General features: G+C 38.6%; 15 protein-coding genes. 11 read left to right on the plus strand and 4 right to left on the minus strand.

The window, feature by feature from the left end:
* Positions 1 to 4: 4 nt before the first annotated feature.
* From der to V3564_RS01180, 6 genes are all read left to right on the plus strand, one after another.
* Positions 5 to 1,429, plus strand: coding sequence for a ribosome biogenesis GTPase Der (gene der, locus V3564_RS01155; RefSeq protein WP_455481023.1), 1,425 nt, complete (start codon positions 5 to 7; stop codon positions 1,427 to 1,429).
* A gap of 961 nt (positions 1,430 to 2,390) precedes the next feature.
* Positions 2,391 to 2,816, plus strand: coding sequence for an AtpZ/AtpI family protein (locus V3564_RS01160; protein WP_455481024.1), 426 nt, complete (start codon positions 2,391 to 2,393; stop codon positions 2,814 to 2,816).
* 7 nt (positions 2,817 to 2,823) lie between these two features.
* The gene (locus V3564_RS01165; RefSeq protein ID WP_455481025.1) at positions 2,824 to 3,582 is read left to right on the plus strand and encodes a F0F1 ATP synthase subunit A; all 759 of its coding nucleotides are present in this window, start codon (positions 2,824 to 2,826) and stop codon (positions 3,580 to 3,582) included.
* A gap of 54 nt (positions 3,583 to 3,636) precedes the next feature.
* Entirely contained in the window at positions 3,637 to 3,867 is a 231-nt protein-coding gene (locus tag V3564_RS01170; protein WP_004860748.1) for a F0F1 ATP synthase subunit C, read from the plus strand.
* A gap of 136 nt (positions 3,868 to 4,003) precedes the next feature.
* Positions 4,004 to 4,570 (plus strand): F0F1 ATP synthase subunit B, encoded by a 567-nt coding sequence (locus V3564_RS01175; RefSeq protein ID WP_455481026.1) that lies wholly within the window; start codon positions 4,004 to 4,006, stop codon positions 4,568 to 4,570.
* A gap of 11 nt (positions 4,571 to 4,581) precedes the next feature.
* Complete coding sequence (locus V3564_RS01180; RefSeq protein ID WP_455481027.1) at positions 4,582 to 5,076, plus strand: F0F1 ATP synthase subunit B; 495 nt, start codon at positions 4,582 to 4,584, stop codon at positions 5,074 to 5,076.
* 653 nt (positions 5,077 to 5,729) lie between these two features.
* On the opposite strand, the gene glyS is transcribed toward V3564_RS01180, so the two are convergent.
* From glyS to V3564_RS01200, 4 genes are all read right to left on the minus strand, one after another.
* Positions 5,730 to 7,952, minus strand: coding sequence for a glycine--tRNA ligase subunit beta (glyS, locus tag V3564_RS01185; protein WP_455481028.1), 2,223 nt, complete (start codon positions 7,950 to 7,952; stop codon positions 5,730 to 5,732).
* Positions 7,952 to 8,896 (minus strand): glycine--tRNA ligase subunit alpha, encoded by a 945-nt coding sequence (locus V3564_RS01190; protein ID WP_455481029.1) that lies wholly within the window; start codon positions 8,894 to 8,896, stop codon positions 7,952 to 7,954. Before V3564_RS01190 ends, glyS begins: the two co-directional genes overlap by 1 nt.
* Before the next feature lie 104 nt (positions 8,897 to 9,000).
* Positions 9,001 to 10,689 (minus strand): tetratricopeptide repeat protein, encoded by a 1,689-nt coding sequence (locus V3564_RS01195; RefSeq protein WP_455481030.1) that lies wholly within the window; start codon positions 10,687 to 10,689, stop codon positions 9,001 to 9,003.
* A gap of 94 nt (positions 10,690 to 10,783) precedes the next feature.
* Positions 10,784 to 11,860, minus strand: coding sequence for a polyprenyl synthetase family protein (locus V3564_RS01200; protein WP_455481427.1), 1,077 nt, complete (start codon positions 11,858 to 11,860; stop codon positions 10,784 to 10,786).
* Between the two features lie 180 nt (positions 11,861 to 12,040).
* Between V3564_RS01200 and V3564_RS01205 the strand changes: the two genes are divergently transcribed.
* The 5 genes from V3564_RS01205 (at position 12,041) to V3564_RS01225 (ending at position 16,872) form a co-directional block, all read left to right on the plus strand.
* Positions 12,041 to 12,832 (plus strand): tRNA1(Val) (adenine(37)-N6)-methyltransferase, encoded by a 792-nt coding sequence (locus tag V3564_RS01205; RefSeq protein ID WP_455481031.1) that lies wholly within the window; start codon positions 12,041 to 12,043, stop codon positions 12,830 to 12,832.
* A gap of 217 nt (positions 12,833 to 13,049) precedes the next feature.
* Positions 13,050 to 13,898, plus strand: a complete 849-nt coding sequence (locus tag V3564_RS01210; RefSeq protein WP_455481032.1) for a S49 family peptidase — start codon at positions 13,050 to 13,052, stop codon at positions 13,896 to 13,898.
* A gap of 254 nt (positions 13,899 to 14,152) precedes the next feature.
* Entirely contained in the window at positions 14,153 to 15,061 is a 909-nt protein-coding gene (locus V3564_RS01215) for a 4-(cytidine 5'-diphospho)-2-C-methyl-D-erythritol kinase (RefSeq protein ID WP_455481033.1), read from the plus strand.
* Between the two features lie 210 nt (positions 15,062 to 15,271).
* Positions 15,272 to 15,913, plus strand: a complete 642-nt coding sequence (locus tag V3564_RS01220) for a ribonuclease HII (RefSeq protein ID WP_455481034.1) — start codon at positions 15,272 to 15,274, stop codon at positions 15,911 to 15,913.
* Complete coding sequence (locus tag V3564_RS01225) at positions 15,910 to 16,872, plus strand: L-threonylcarbamoyladenylate synthase (RefSeq protein WP_455481035.1); 963 nt, start codon at positions 15,910 to 15,912, stop codon at positions 16,870 to 16,872. The genes V3564_RS01220 and V3564_RS01225 overlap by 4 nt, the downstream gene beginning before the upstream one ends.

The following is a 16,872-nucleotide window of genomic DNA, read 5'->3' on the forward strand; positions in this document are numbered from 1 at the left end:
GTTTATGAGCCTTACCATTGCCATAGTTGGTCGCCCCAATGTTGGGAAGTCAACGCTCTTTAATCGTTTGGTTGGGAAAAAATTGGCTTTGGTTGATGATAAGCCAGGCGTGACACGTGATCGGCGTATTCATGCGGCTAGACTTCAAGATTTGCGCTTTGATGTGATTGATACGGCTGGGCTAGAAGAAGCGGGTGATCATACACTTGAAGGTCGTATGCGTTTTCATACAAAAGCTGCTATTGATGAAGCGGATCTTATTTTATTTGTGTTTGATGCGAAGAGCGGAATAACGACGAGTGACTTAAATTTTTCTGCATTAGTTCGCAGATCAGGAAAACCGATTGTACTTGTTGCCAATAAATCTGAGTCAAAAGCAGCTACAGGGGAAAGATATGAAGCGTGGTCATTAGGTTTTGGGGAGCCTTGCTCAATATCTGCTGAACATGGTCTGGGGCTTACAGATCTGCGTGATGCAATTATGAATGCTGTTGGTAGAGAACTCGCTTTTGGGAGCAAGAATGAAAAAGAGTATATTGCTGTACAGCCTGCATCCGTTGGTGACAATGTGGATGATTTGGAGGAGGAACTTGTTTATGATGAAAGTAAATCCATTCAGATCGCAATTGCGGGTCGTCCAAATACAGGAAAATCAACCCTCATCAACAGTATGTTGAGGCAAGATCGGTTGTTAACAGGTCCTGAAGCGGGACTTACGCGTGATTCTATTTCTGTAGATTGGAAATGGCGCGGCCGTCATATCAAACTTTTTGATACTGCAGGTCTGCGTCGAAAATCGAAAATTCAAGAAAAGTTAGAAAAACTTTCTGTTGCAGATACTTTACGTGCAATTTGTTTTGCAGAAGTGGTGGTGATTGTTTTTGATGCAACCGCACCTTTTGAAAAACAGGATTTACAAATTGCTAATCTTGTGATTCGTGAAGGACGGGTTCCGATTATTGCTTTTAATAAGTGGGATCTTATTGAAAATAGTCAGGTAACATTGGTTGATCTGCATGAAAAATGTGCCCGTCTTCTTCCTCAAGTTCGTGGTTTGAGAGCTGTTCCTTTATCGGGTCAATATGGTCAAGGGATTGATAAGCTGATGGAAAATATCACGATGATGCATCGTGTGTGGAATTGCCGTGTTTCTACGGGAAAATTGAATCGATGGCTTGAAGCTATCGTTGCACATCACCCCCCACCTGCAGTTTCAGGGCGCCGACTTAAAGTTAAATATATAACACAGGTTAAGACGCGTCCTCCTAGTTTCGTGATTTCTTGTGCGCGACCCAAAGTCATGCCTCAATCGTATTTGCGTTATCTTTCCAATGAATTACGTGATGCGTTTGATATGCCTGGTGTACCAATTCGTATATCATTACGGGCATCTGATAATCCTTTTGCAGCACGTTCCAGAAAAAAATGATTCTTCTCTATTTTTTTAATGAATAAAGTCTACATTAAAAAACAGTTCTAAAAATAAGCTTTTTCATAAATTATTGCGGTTTAATATTGAAAACTAATTAGTTACTTCAATAAAGCAAAACACTTTTTATTGAGCAATACATAAAAATATAAAAACAATTTATCATTATATTAAATTAGATATTGGATGCAGTAATACTCTGCTTATTTCAATTTTTCTGATCCAGATTCCCAAAAAATTGTTTACTCACGTATTATAAGAGGAATCAACGTTTGCATAAAAATAGTTTAAAAAAGGACACAATCCTTTTAATGAATCGTTTTAATGTAAGAGCAAATGGAGCAACTTGGGGTAGGAGAAGATAATTATGGTGCTGGCTTGTGTAAAGAAAGCTTTGAGTCTCTTTCTATAAGAGGTCCTATTAACTAGAAATGCTAATTTTGCGTTAGTCTATTCAAATAAAAAGTGAAAAATATTTGCTCAATCTACCGATATTTAAGTGTAAGGAGAAAACTCAAAAAGTTAATTATAGTTGCACAAAGAGGTGTAGTTGTCATGTTTACTAGTCTTACTGAACGACAGATATTGAACTGTAGGTCTATGCTGCACATTAAAAGTAAAAAAGCCTCATTGATGCCATTTTTTATTTACTAATTGTGGGGAAAAATATACAACAATTAATTTATTTCAGAAGGTATTTTTTCGATGTATTTCTAGAGTTGTGACATTAGGACAGATATGGTTTACTAAGGTAAAGCAGCAAGGACTTGACCGCAAAGTGGGATGATTATTTTAAGGTGCATTAGGGGTTAGGGTGCGTGAAATTAAAAGACATTTTATTTATTGCGATAAATTGTGATAGATTTCTTTTAGCGTCTTGACGAATAAATTCCGGAACAATATGATACTTACGATTTTATGAGGTACGTTTTTACTTTGCTTTTTGACTAAGGAGCCAATTATGGCGAAGGGCGGCAGATCCGTTGTGCCACTGAAGGAAGATAAAGAAAAAAGGCAAAGAGATTGTTTTCATCCAGAGGATTTGGAATGTCGTAGTAAAAACTTAGGTAGGGCTTTAATGCATAAGAAGGCATTAAAGGAGTGTGGGTACGAGAATGAGGGAAGAGAGCCACAAGGAAGGATGGCACGTGCGATTAAGCTTTCCAGTGAATTTCTGGCAAGTATCATTGTCGGTGTTGTTTTAGGATTGGGGTTTGATAAGCTAGCAGGTTCATTGCCATGGGGATTGGTGTTCTTTCTTTTTTTTGGGTTTGCTGCTGGTGTATTGAGTATTCTTCGTTCTGTGGGGTATATTGCTCCCAGTCAATTAAGGAAAAAAGGCGTATTGTGCCAAGATAAAGGGGCCGATAAGGGGTCCGATAAATGAGGTTGAAGTGACATCGCACGCTCCAGATCCTATCCATCAATTTGAGGTTTCACGGCTGATTAAGATCTCCATAGGAAATATGGATTTGTCGTTTACAAATGTATCGTTTTTTATAGTAGCTACGGTTGTTGTGACTTCAGCTTTTCTTTTTATTTCGTCATCAAGTCGTGGGTTAGTTCCAACACGGATGCAGTCTCTTTCAGAAATGGCGTATGAATTTGTGGCGTCGACTTTGCGAGAATCATCTGGTGTGCAAGGAATGCAGTTTTTTCCTTTAGTTTTTTCCCTATTTACTTTTATTTTGGTTGCTAATTTTATTGGTCTTTTCCCCTATTTTTATACGATTACCTCTCAAATTATGATCACGTTTTCATTGGCGATGGTGGTGATTTTGGCGGTAATTGGTTACGGTTTTTATAAGCATGGGGTTAGTTTTTTAAAACTTTTCGTTCCTAGTGGTGTGCCTGTTGTAGTTTTACCTTTAGTTACAATGATTGAGGTTATTTCTTTCCTCTCTCGTCCTATTAGTCTTTCGCTTCGTCTTTTTGCTAATATGCTTGCTGGCCATATTACCCTCAAAGTATTTTCTGGTTTTGTTGTCTCCATGATTGGGGCAGGAATTGTAGGTGTTGCTGGTTCAGTTTTGCCGCTTATCATGACTGTAGCGATTACTGCTCTTGAATTTTTGGTTGCGTTTCTTCAGGCTTACGTCTTTACGGTTTTAACTTGTATGTATCTTAATGATGCAGTTCATCCAGGACATTAACAAAACTGGCGGTTTTCCGTCGAATGGTGCAATTTTGCTTTAAAGGAGAATAATATGGAATTAGTGCTTGCAGCAAAATATATTGGTGCTGGTCTTGCTTGCTTTGGTATGGCGGGGACAGCTTTGGGCCTTGGAAATATTTTTGGTAGCTATCTTTCTGGTGCGTTACGCAATCCATCAGCAGCAGATAGTCAGTTTGGTCGTCTAGTTTTTGGTTTTGCTGTGACAGAAGCTTTGGGTATTTTTTCATTGCTCATTGCTTTATTGCTTCTTTTTGGGGTTTAGTTGTCGTCAAAAGGGTATGCCTGTTTCTGTATGAGAGGTGGAGATACCCTTTTGTCTTTTAACGAAAAGAACGTTAGTCAGTTTTTATCGGTTTTGAGTAGGGGGCTTTAGTAGGTTGTTTGAAGGGTGAAAGAAGATGTTTGTTTCCAGCGCTTATGCACAGAGCACTGAAATGCCGATAGGACGTATCAAGGATGTGGCAGAGCATGCAGATCGTATGTTTCCGCCTTTTGACTTTGTGCATTTTGGTTCGCACTTTTTTTGGTTAGTGATTTCTTTCAGTTTTTTTTATCTTTTCATCTCTCGTGTGATTGTACCACGTATTGGTGGTGTTATTGAAACACGTCGAGATCGGATTGCGTCTGATTTGGATCAGGCAATGCGTATGAAGCAGGAAGCAGATATTGTGGTTGAAACTTACGAGCGGAAATTAGCAGAAGCTCGTTTGCAAGCTCATGCTATGGCGCAAGCAGCTAGTGAAGAGTTAAAAGAAAAGGTTGAGCTTGAACGAAAGGAAGTTGAAGAAAGTCTAGGAAAAAAGCTAGCAGATGCTGAAAAACAGATAACGAAAATTCGGGATAAGGCTATGCAGAATATTGGTTCTATCGCCGAAGGAGTAGCTCTTGAAATCGTAAAAAAATTGATTGATGTTAATGTTAACGAAGAGGCTGTTCGTTCAGTTATTAAAGTTGCGGATTACTGAGGAATACAAGGATGTCTGATACTTTTTGGGCTTTTGTTGGGTTAGTTCTTTTCTTGGCTCTTTTGGTTTATTTCAAAATTCCGCAAATGGCTGTACGCCATCTTGATGCGCGGGCGAAGCGTATCAAAGATGAGCTTGATGAAGCTCTTCGTCTTCGTGAAGAAGCACAGGAAGTGCTAACTGAATATCAGCGAAGACATGCGGAAGCAGAGAAGGATGCACAAGAGATTATTGCAGCAGCTAAGCATGAAGTTGCAGCTGTTATCGCCGAGGCTCGTACAAAAGCAGAAGAATATGTAAAGAATCGCAATAAATTAGCAGAGCAAAAAATTGCTCAAGCAGAAGCTGATGCGATACATATGGTTTCTGCGTCTGCTATCGATTTGGCGATTTCTGCTGCACGTACGCTTATCGCAAAAGAATTAGATTCTGATAAAGCGAATAAACTCGTTAAGGATTCTCTTGATGAAGAATCTCTTGCAAAAATGAAAACATATCTCAATTAATGGCAGCTTGAGACGTTCAAAGAGCTGATTTTTAGCAGCGCAGCTCCTTTTATAGAGTGATAGCTTTATCTATTTCAGCTTTGTATTGTACTGCTGATTTATACACTTAGTCTAGAGAGATATTTCTACTAACTTTCAAGCTCATCTTTTGGCGCTGTTCATGAAGGGTATAACGCAAGATCGACGGAACACTGTCACCTTTATGATCATGAAAGCATAAGCTGGTATTATCATTTTATTTATCAGCTTAAAATGTTGCAGCTGTTCTTGTATTTAGATGGTTTATTAGAGCGGGATTTACTTCTTTCTCAAACAGTTTTTTTACATATGTTAAGCCTTTTTGTGACGTGCAGGCAGATGATTTTGTAGTCATAATGAGAGGTGCTTACTGTATTTGATGTTTTAATTACAATATGTAAAACGATAAATTATCATTATGAATCAATGTATTTCTGCTTTATGATTTACTCAACTTTTTGTTCAATTGTTATAAAGCCATTTACTACGCTACAAATTCTACAACTTCTTAAAATTTTCTCAAGATTCGTGCTGAAGTTTTCTCATAATATTTTTTTTATGAGCAATGATAAAAGTGCTAAAAATAGAAGAATTCTATCTTCATCATTCTTTCAATTTATAGGGCGTGTTAAGTTTTAAACTACAAGTTTTGAGAAGTCTGCTATCGCTTCTGTAATGGTGTGGATACGTTTAAGAAGAGCAAGACGGTTAGTACGAATATTGGGATTTTTATCGTTCACAAGTACTTTTTCAAAAAATGTATCGATAAATTTTCCGAGTGGAGCTAGCGTATTGAGTACAAGTGGTAAGTTTGTTGCATTAATATGGCCACGAATCTTTCTTTCTGCTTCAATGATTGCTTGATAGAGCTGTTCTTCTTCTGTTCCAATAAAGAGTTCAGGGTTAATGTCGTTTGCTATTATTGTACCTTTTGAGAGTTCATTCTCAAGGATGTTTACGGTGCGTTTTATAGCGGCTAAAAAGCTGCTTCCATCATTTGTATTGATAAAGGCGATGAGTGCCTCAACATGACGTGCGACTAACAAAAAATCATCAGCATCTTTATTTAAGACTGCTTCAATAGCATCATAACGAGCGTCTTCCTCTTTTAGATAAATTTTCAAACGTTCATGAAAAAAAAGTAACAGATCTGATAGAATATATTCTGTTTTTTTCAGAAATAGATTTTGCGACTGTGTATTTTCTATTTTGGATGTCACATATTTGGCTTTTTGCTGTGAAAAGAGATTCGTTGCTAGATTAAACAGTGGCATAAGATTAATTTTCCAATCATGCAAAAGCACAAGTCTAATAATTCCTAATGCTGCTCGTCTTAATGCATAAGGATCTTTTGAGCCAGTTGGTTTTTCATTAATCAGCCAAAAACAGACGAGCATGTCAATTTTATCAGCCAGCGCAATTGTTATAGCAAGAGGTTCTTGTGGAATACAATCTGTTGGTCCTAGGGGTTTATAGTGGTCTTCGATTGCTGCAGCTACGCGAGGATCTTCTCCTTGAAGAAGGGCGTATTTTCGCCCCATTAGTCCTTGTAGTTCAGGAAACTCTCCGACAACTTCTGTTTGCAAATCAGCTTTTGCTAGTACTGCTGCACGTTTAGCTAATTTTGGATCTGCTTGCACCAAAGGAGCAATTTTTTGTGCTAGGGCAGCAATGCGTTCTACTCTTGCGCTTTGCGTACCTAATTTTGCATGGAAAGTTACATTCAAATGATCAAGTTGCGCCATTCTTTGATCGAGAGGTTTCTTTAAATCAAGATCGAATTTTTTTACAGAGGATTCAAAATATTTTATATTGGGCAAATTATGCTGGTCTGTTTGCCAAAAATAAAGCGCATCGGAAAGACGAGCACAGACAACTTTACTATTTCCCTTAGAAATTTCTTTGCCTTCATCGTTTGCAAGGATATTAGAAACGAGAATAAAATGATGAGAGAGTTTGACTTTTTCGCCTTGTTTGCGGGTTACAAAACATTTTTGATTAGCTCGAATGGTCAAGCGAATAATTTCTGGAGGAATATCAAGAAAAGATTTGTCAAAACTTCCCATAAGTACAACAGGCCACTCAACGAGTTCTGCGACCTCTTCTAAGAGGGCGTTATCTTGAACTAGTTCTAAACCGTTCGCAAAGCAAAGATTTTGAGCATCTGCCAAAATAATATTCTTTCGCCTTTCCGCGTCGAGAATGACCTTATGGGTTTCAAGTTTTGTAATATAATCATCAAAACGGCGAACTTGAAGTGGTTCTCCGTCACTTAAGAAGCGATGACCATAAGTCAGATTATTGCTTTTAAGAGAACCAATGGTAAATGGAACAACATGTGTTTCACCAATTTCTGGTCCGAAGACGCAGAGAATGTTCTGTAAGGGTCGAATCCACTTTAGTGCTCCGCTTTTTACTGAATCTTTTCCCCAACGCATAGACTTTGGCCATGGAAAATTATGAATAATACTTGGTAAAATCTCAGCAATAATTTCTTCTGCATTCCGGCCTTTTTTGATGATTTTAGCGATATAAAAATCACCTTTTTTATTATCATGTGCAATATCTGCTTCAGAAATATCGCTCAATCCTGTTGTTCGTAGGAAGCCATCAATCACATGCTGCGGTGATTTTGTACTGGGGCCTTTACGTTCTTCATGGATATCTTTTGAGCATATAGAAAGGCCTCGTACGTCCAATGTTAGTCGACGGGGTGTCCAATATTCCCGAGCAGCTTTATAGGTCAAGCCTGCTTTCACAAGTTGATTCGTAACACATTTTTTTAGATCAGACGCAGCTTTTCGTTGCATGCGAGCAGGGATTTCTTCGCTGAACAGTTCAAGAAGAAGATCAGACATTAGGCTTTTCCTTTAGTACACACTTGGCCAGCTTCTGTGAGTAAGAAAGCTTCTCCGCAGCGGCGTGCAAGATCACGAACGCGAAGAATATAACTTTGTCGTTCAGTCACAGAAATAACGCCCCGTGCCTGCAAAAGATTAAAAATGTGGCTGGCTTTAATACATTGGTCATAAGCTGGGAAAACACACAGATGTAGGCCATTTTCTTTATTTGGTTTTCCAGCTTCAAGAAGTGCAATGCATTCACGTTCTACATCGATAAAATGCTGTTGCAGCAATTTGGTATCAGCAAACTCGAAATTATAGTATGAATATTCCTGCTCTGCTTGTAAAAAAATATCTCCATAACTTATTTTATTTTCGCCATCTAAACCATTAAAGTTAAGATCATAGACGTTATCAACACCTTGTATATACATTGCTAGACGTTCAAGTCCATAAGTAAGCTCTCCTGAAACTGGAGCGCACTCAATGCCACAAACCTGTTGAAAATAAGTAAATTGAGAAATTTCCATTCCGTCGCACCAGCATTCCCACCCAAGTCCCCAAGCGCCGAGGGTTGGACTTTCCCAATCATCTTCAACAAAGCGAATATCATGAAGTTTTGTGTTAAGACCGATGGTTTGTAGTGACTTGATATAAAGCTCTTGTAAATTTTGGGGGGAGGGTTTGAGAAGCACTTGGAATTGATAATAGTGCTGTAAACGATTTGGATTTTTACCATATCGTCCATCTGTTGGGCGTCGAGAGGGTTGGACGTAAGCTACTTTCCAAGGACGTGGTCCCAATGAACGCAGTGTTGTGGACGGATGAAAGGTTCCAGCTCCGACTTCCATATCGTAAGGTTGCAAAATTGCACATCCATAATGAGCCCAATAATTTTGCAAAGTTAAGATAAGTCCCTGAAAAGAACGTTTGGGATTGAGATGTTCAGGCAGTTTCACGCTTTATACTCTTTAATATTTTAACCAATAGACAGAAACTAAAGGAACTTCAGCCTTTATACTTGTTATTGTTTATTCATAGGGTTATGGTCAAGCATTGTTATTTATTGCAAGCCAAATTTCAATTTTTTTCGGATTCTATCGGAATTTTTTGCTTCTCCATCAATTGCATGATTCCATTGAAATATGGCTTCACGTTTACGTCCAACTTGCCAATAGGCATCGCCTAAATGATCGTTTAATGTTGGATCTTCAGGTTGCAATTTGACAGCATTTTCCAATACCTTAACAGCTTTATTATACTGTTTGAGTTTGTAATAAGCCCATCCTAGAGAATCTAGGATGTAACCATTTTGCGACTGTAACGCAGAGGCTTTTTGCAGCATATGGAGTGATTCTTCAAGTTTTTGATTACGATCAACAAGTGAATAGCCGAGATAATTAAGGACTTGCGGTTGATTAGGGAAGAATTCAAGTGCTTTTCGCAGGTTGATTTCAGCCTTTGGCCATTGATGTAAACGCTCGAAAGCGATACCACGCTGATAAAAAAGCCTCCAATCATCCCGTTGAAAATTTTTTATCTGTGCAATAGCATGATCTAGAGTTTTGGTAGCTTCAACAAATTTATTGTCTTGCATATAAAAAGCAGCTAGCGTTATCAGAATAGGGCGGTCGTTTGGGAATCTTTTTCTTAATGACGTGAGTAATTTGATAGCTCCACTGTAATCGTTGTTACTTGCAAGAAGAAATGCAAGCTGGAGTTGCCCATCTCTATAATAAGGGGATTGAGGTGGTAAGGCGTGGTAAAGTTTAATTGCTTGATTAGGATCACCTAATTGAGCAGAAATATGTGCTAGATGAAATAATATTGCATCATTTTGAGGGTACAAGGCGAAAGATAATTGTTTAAAAATACGTGCAATTCGTCCTGAGTTTTTATAGTTTAGTGCTGTTCCAAAGTTGTACAATACTTCGCCTGCTCCTTGTTGAGGTGTTTTAACCAACCTTTCTAAGGAAGCGCTTTTTTCAACTTTTTCTCGGATTTTTTTGAGTACTTTTCGGCCTGACAACATTTGTTCGCCATGCGTAATAGTTTGAAGAGCTTGATTGTGCATGTTATGGCGCAACTGGAATGAGGCGTAGGCTATGATAATACGTTCATAGGTATTAGGAGCTATAAGAGTACCCTGTTTATTATTAAGCGCTTGCATGAAGTATTTTTTTGCATCTTGCGTACGTTCTGCAAGGTCGCTCATAAGTGCGAGATGATAACATATGAAAAGGTCATACCAGATAGGTCCTTTGATCTTTTCAAGGTCAGCGATTGCTTGAGATTTTTGTCCAGATCCGAATGTAATCCACGCACCGATTAATTCACTTATTGGATTGTTTGTAGCAGGATGTTTTTTTAATTGCAAAAGAAGCTTGGCATTCTTGTAGTCTTTTTTGATGAGGCTTTCTACCGACAATGTCAAGGAAACAAAGGGAGTTATAACATTTTGCTCTTTTAGTTTTTTGGCCTGCTGAACAGCTTCTTTGAAGGCTCCAACAGAAAGCATAGCCTCAAGGAGCTCTTTTTGTGTTTCAATGTTATCAGGTTTATGAATGAGTGCTTGTTTAAAATAATTAATGGCAAGATCTGTTTTATTTTCATGATTTGCAACTCTTCCAGCTAAATAGGCGCCTGTAAATGAATTTGTAGTAGCGTTTATTTTGCTGTAGGCGGCTTGTGGTATCAGCATGTTACCCGCGATAAAGAGAGTAAAAAAGCGGGATACTGTTGCACTGCACATAGAGTTAATCCTTTTCAAGATAATCAATCGACTGTATGGTTTATAGAACATATTCTATTACTTTGTTGAGAAATATTATAATTCTTACAAATAATCAGTTTACACGCGCAATACAAAAATCAACAGTTTCGATGAGAGCATTGTAAGCAGGGCTTTTGTTCATTGAAGAAAGAGAATCTATTGCACGCTTCCCATAGATGCGTGCTTGTTCTATTGTATCTGTGAGGCTACCATATTTTTTCATTAAGTGTTGTGCGTACGCAAAGGCTTCGTCATTGTTATTGCCGTTTTCAAGAGCTTGTTTCCAGAATGCTTTTTCTACTGTATTACTACGTGTATATGCGAGGATAACAGGCATTGTGATTTTGCCTTCTCGGAAATCATCCCCTATATTTTTTCCTAAATGTTGAGCAGTACCACCATAGTCGAGTGCATCATCAATCAATTGGAAAGCTAGTCCTAACAATGCTCCATATTCACGCAATGCAGAACGCTCTTTATCTTTATAGCCAGCAATAATTGGCCCGACTTCAGCGGCAGCTGAAAAAAGTGCGGCTGTTTTTGCGTTGATGATTTTGAGATAGTCTGAAGTATTGGTTTCTATATTTTTTGCAGCAGAAAGTTGCATGACTTCCCCTTCAGCAATAATTGCAGCAGCATTAGCTAGGACAGAGAGCGCCTCTATAGAACCAACATCAACCATCATTTTAAAAGCTTGTCCCAACAGGAAATCACCAACAAGTATACTTGCTTGATTCCCCCAAATCATTCGTGCAGTAGATTTTCCGCGTCGTAAATTACTTTCATCAATCACATCATCGTGCAACAAGGTTGCCGTGTGCATAAATTCAACGGCTGTTGCAAGTTTTATATGTCCGTTACTTTGATAATCGAACATATGAGCGGAAGCCAATGTGATCATTGGGCGTAATCTTTTTCCTCCCGATGAAATAAGATGGTTGGAAATTTCAGGGATCATTTCAACCTCTGATTTTGCCATAGAGAGGATAAATTGATTAACGCGCTCCATATCATTTTTGGTAAGGTTGATGAGGGGTTGGAGAGAAATTTGATTATTTCTTGTTTGATTTGATTGTGTGCCAGCGCTCAATGTGTTTACTCCCAGAGTATTGCAATGGACAGATACGAATTTTATTTTTGCAAATAGCATAAAGGGGGTTTTGTTGTGACACAAGTCTTTGATACCGCTTTAAAACAGAAGTTTGGATGATACTGGCAAGCAATGTTATTCTTTTATGAAAATGTATGGGAAAAAATTTGAAACAGCTTTGTTTGAATAGTATCCGATAAACAAAAGTGTGATTTATAAAGATGAACATTAGGTTTTCGAATGGATGAAATAACGAATCATAGTGATGAAACAATTGACAGGTTTCATCGTGGGAAGTTTTATTTGGTTCAACCACGTAAACATGGTCATCGTTCTGGCATGGATGCTATGTTATTAGCCAGTTTGGTTCCCAATAATTTAAAGGGCAAGGTCGTTGATTTAGGTGCTGGTGCTGGTGCTGCAGGATTAGCTGTTGCTTCGCGTTGTTTGGAAGTTCATGTTACATTGGTTGAACGATCAGCTTTTATGGTATCTTATGCTCAAAAAACGCTTATGCTAAAACAAAATGAAAAACTTGCTGAGCGGATTTGTTTGTTAGAAGCAGATGTTACTTTCAAAGGCAAAAATCGTTTAAAAGTAGGATTGGCAGACAACTCTTTTGATTTTGCGATTATGAATCCACCTTTTAACAGTCCTGCAGATCGCAAAACACCTGATAAACAAAAATCTGAGGCACATGTTATGTCTGAAGCTATGTTTGATAATTGGTTGCGGAGTGCAGCAGCAATTGTTAAGCCAGGTGGATACTTAGGATTAATCGCACGTCCACAATCATTGACTGATATCTTGCACGCTTTAGAAGGGCGCTTTGGTGATATCTGTATCATTCCCGTTCATGCACGCGCGACAAAGGCGGCAATTCGTATTTTAATTTATGCAAGGCGGGGAAGCAGAGCGGCTTTATCTGTATTACCAGCATTGATTATGCATGAGGGTGATAGTCAAACTTTCTCACCGCGGATTGACGCAATCAATAATGGACGTATAAGTTTGTGGGAAATGGACGTATAAGTTTGTGGGAACTTTTTAAATGATATCTTGTGTTTTCCAGTTTATTGCTTAAATTTAAATCAAAAGCTTATTTTTTAGGCAGACTTTAACTTTGTATGAAGTTTTATTATGGTTGCAACGTAGGGTTTGATTGGTGTTTTTAAATATTATAACGTTCTTCCTTTCTCTTTTCTTTGCTTATTTGATTTATCTTAATTTATAAGGAGGTTTTGTTTTGATGGGCTTTATCAAAAATCTTGTTCCGCATCGTTTTTGTTCTAGTAAACTTGAAATTCCTGTAGTGCGTCTTCATGGGATGATTATGGATTCAACTACATCGATAGCGCGTACACTTTCATTAAGTAGGTGTGCGAATCTTTTAGACAAGGCTTTTTCGTACAAAAAAGCACCAGCTGTTGCACTTGTCATCAATTCTCCTGGTGGCTCACCTGTGCAATCACGTTTTATTTTCAAGCGTATCCGTGATTTGGCAGAGGAAAAAAATAAACAAGTGATTGTATTTATTGAAGATATAGCGGCATCAGGTGGCTATATGATTGCTTGTGCAGGGGATGAGATTTTTGCTGACCCTTCTTCGATTGTTGGTTCTATCGGGGTTGTTTCAGCATCCTTTGGTTTCCCTGAACTTTTGAAGAAAATTGGTGTTGAGCGGCGTGTTTACGCAGCAGGAAAGAACAAGGTTACATTAGATCCATTTCAGCCAGAAAAGAAGGCAGATGTTGAGCATTTGAAATCTCTACAACTCGAAGTTCACCAAACTTTTATTGATTTGGTTAAAGAGCGACGTGCAGCGAAACTATCCGATGATCCGGATATCTTTACAGGAATGTTTTGGAGCGGAAAGAAAGGTGTTAAACTTGGTTTGATTGATGGATTGAATGATGTAAGTTCTGTTATTAAGGAGCGGTTTGGTCATGATACAAAGCTTCGATTAATTACACCTCCAAAAAGTTTTTTAGGACCTAAGATTCCTTCAGGAGTATCTGCTCATGCGGTTTATACAGCAGTTGATGGTGTGTTGATGGCCGCACAAGAACGGGCACTATGGCAGCGTTATGGTTTATGATTGGAACTATAATTCGATAGATGCTCAATGGGATTAATAATTTTTCTTAAAACAGTTGTTAGAAGGAAAAAGCTCGAAAGGATACGGATGATTGTATTCAGTTTATTGTGTATTATAGCTTTTCATGTTTATTGTTTGTTTAGTAAACGATTACAGAGAGCATTACAGGGTGTTTATCGTGCAAAATCTAAGCCAAATATGATAAAAAGGAACATATTGGTAAAAGATGTGTGTACAGGTGAATATTACGTCGGATGATGTCGGATGTACGAGTTTTGTTCAAAGGGCGTTCTTATGTATTTACACCGATTAAGTTGAATTTAGCTTTACATGTTGTTGGGCAGTGCGCTGATGGTTATCATTTAATAGAAAGTTTGGTTTATTTTAGTCTCAGCGGTGATTGTCTAGGCTATGCACCTTGTGGAAGTGATCGTTTTGTTTTAACGGGCTCGTTTGCGAATAGGCTTACTTCTGATTCAGACAATTTAATTGTTCGAGCGCGTGATTTTATGCGTGAGACCTTTCCTGAAAGTGCTAAACCGGCTTTTTTTCAACTTGTTAAAACGTTACCTGTTTCTTCAGGCATTGGTGGTGGCTCGGGTAATGCAGCTGGTGTTGTAAGTATATTGCGTCAACAGTGGAATCTTGATTGTTCTTTTGAGAAATTAGCAGAGATGAGCTTAGTCCTTGGTGCTGATGTGCCAATGTGTCTTTTTGCATTGGAATATCAACAGCCGCTTTTTGTGAAAGGAATTGGCCAAGATATTATACGACTAAAAGAGGCTTGTTCTCTTGCAATGGTGTTAGTGAATCATGGTCAGCCGATTGCGACGAAAGCTATTTTTGAGGCTTTGGAGAATCATGATCGTCCTCCCTTGAAAATTGATCCAGAAGCTCTGAAAACAGTTTATTCCTTGGTTGAAGCTTTACAAGAAACACGTAACGATCTTTTTTCTCCCGCGTTAAAAATTGCACCTCAATTAGCCGAAGTGTTATCTACATTAGATGAGTGTGGTTCTCTTTTTTCTCGTATGTCTGGGGCGGGAGCGACTTGCTTTGGTATTTTTAAAGATCAGCAAGCAGCGCAGCGGGCAGCTTTTTTCATAAAATCAATGCATCCAAATTGGTTTGTGAAACCTATCATGACTTTAGGAAAAATTTGAAAGATAAACATAAAGGTAAAAAATTTTATTTGGTGACGATTCTGTTATGTGCAAAAAAGAACATTCATCAATAAAATGAATGTCCTTTTTTTGTGCTTGTGCAAGAGTGCACTAGGATGTTTGGTAAGCTATTTTTACTATAGGGCTTGCAAAGAATAGACAGATTATAAAAATGAGTGTATGTTTTATTGTATTTATGATTTATAAAAGATGTTTAATTTACCGCTTCAGCCAGATTTTTCATATGAATTGGATTTGCAGAAACAGGGGTTTTTTCATATAGCGGGCGTTGATGAAGTAGGACGTGGACCTCTTGCTGGGCCTGTAGTAACAGCAGCAGTTATTTTGGATAAAGACTATATTCCCGATGGGCTGAATGATTCAAAAAAGCTTTCTATCCTACAACGTAGGAAACTGTACAATGAAATTTTGCGAAGCGCATTAGCGATTTCAATCGCTAGTCTTTGCGCACGTACGATCGATCAATCTAATATTAGAAAAGCAACTTTAGAAGCAATGCGTCGTTGTATTGCAGGATTAGTAGTTCCAGCCAAGTATGTACTCATTGATGGATGCGATATCCCCTCTCAGTTACCATGTCCGGCAACTGCTTTGATTAAAGGTGATCAGCGTTCGGTTTCAATTGCTGCTGCATCCATTATTGCAAAAGTAACGCGAGATCGGATGATGGAATGTGCTGGGCAAGTTTATAAAGGTTATGGTTTTGAGAAGCATGTAGGTTATGCAACGCTAGCACATCGTACGGCTCTTGATAAATATGGGCCAGTTGTGAGATTGCATCGTTATAGTTTTGCACCGCTCAAAAAGCACTACAGGGATGATGTGCCATGACAACTCTGCCTCTCAGTAGCGCTTCAATAAAGGAGGCAGTTGTACTTCTTGAACAGGGGAGGTTAGTAGCTTTGCCGACGGAAACTGTCTATGGATTGGCGGGTGATGCAACCAGTGGGAGGGCGGTATCTTCTATTTTTTCCACAAAGAAGCGTCCGCAATTTAATCCTCTTATTGCTCATGTAAGTGGCATCGTCATGGCGGAACGTTACGTTGAAATTGATTTTCTTTCACGTCGATTAATGGAGGCGTTTTGGCCAGGGCCCTTGACATTAGTTCTACCTTTAAAAGCACAGCATAATATTCATCCTTTAGCTACTGCTGGTTTGAATACATTGGCTGTTCGTTTTCCAGATAGTTGTTTTGCAGAAGTTGTACAATGTTTTGGTCGACCTCTTGCTGCTCCTAGTGCGAATCAGTCTGGACGTCTTAGTCCTACTTCGGCTGAAGCTGTTTTGGCATCTTTAGGGGGATCTGTTCCTTTGATACTGGACGGAGGGCCTTCTAAAATAGGGCTTGAATCAACAATTATTAAGGTTTGTGGTAAAAATATTTATCTGTTGCGTCCTGGGGGGCTTGCAGCTGAAGAGATTGAAGAATTTGCGGGGAAATCGCTGAAACGGATAGATCAGCAGGCTGCGATTGAGGCGCCAGGTATGTTAAAATCGCACTATGCACCTAATGCTGCAATTCGTTTGAATGTGCAAAAAGTGGAAACCGGTGAAGCACTTTTAGCATTTGGTCCCAAACGCATCATGGGTATTGAAAATGCTGTTTCTATTTTAAATCTTAGCGAGAATGGGCAGTTGGAAGAGGCTGCTTCTCATTTATTTCAATACATGAAGGAATTGGATTCATTGAAGGTGAGATGTATTGCGGTAGAGCCTATTCCGTTATACGGATTAGGTGAGGCTATTAATGATCGTTTAATACGTGCTGCGGCTCCAAAGGAGAAATGA

It is taken from the genome of Bartonella sp. B12(2025) (assembly GCF_053795135.1).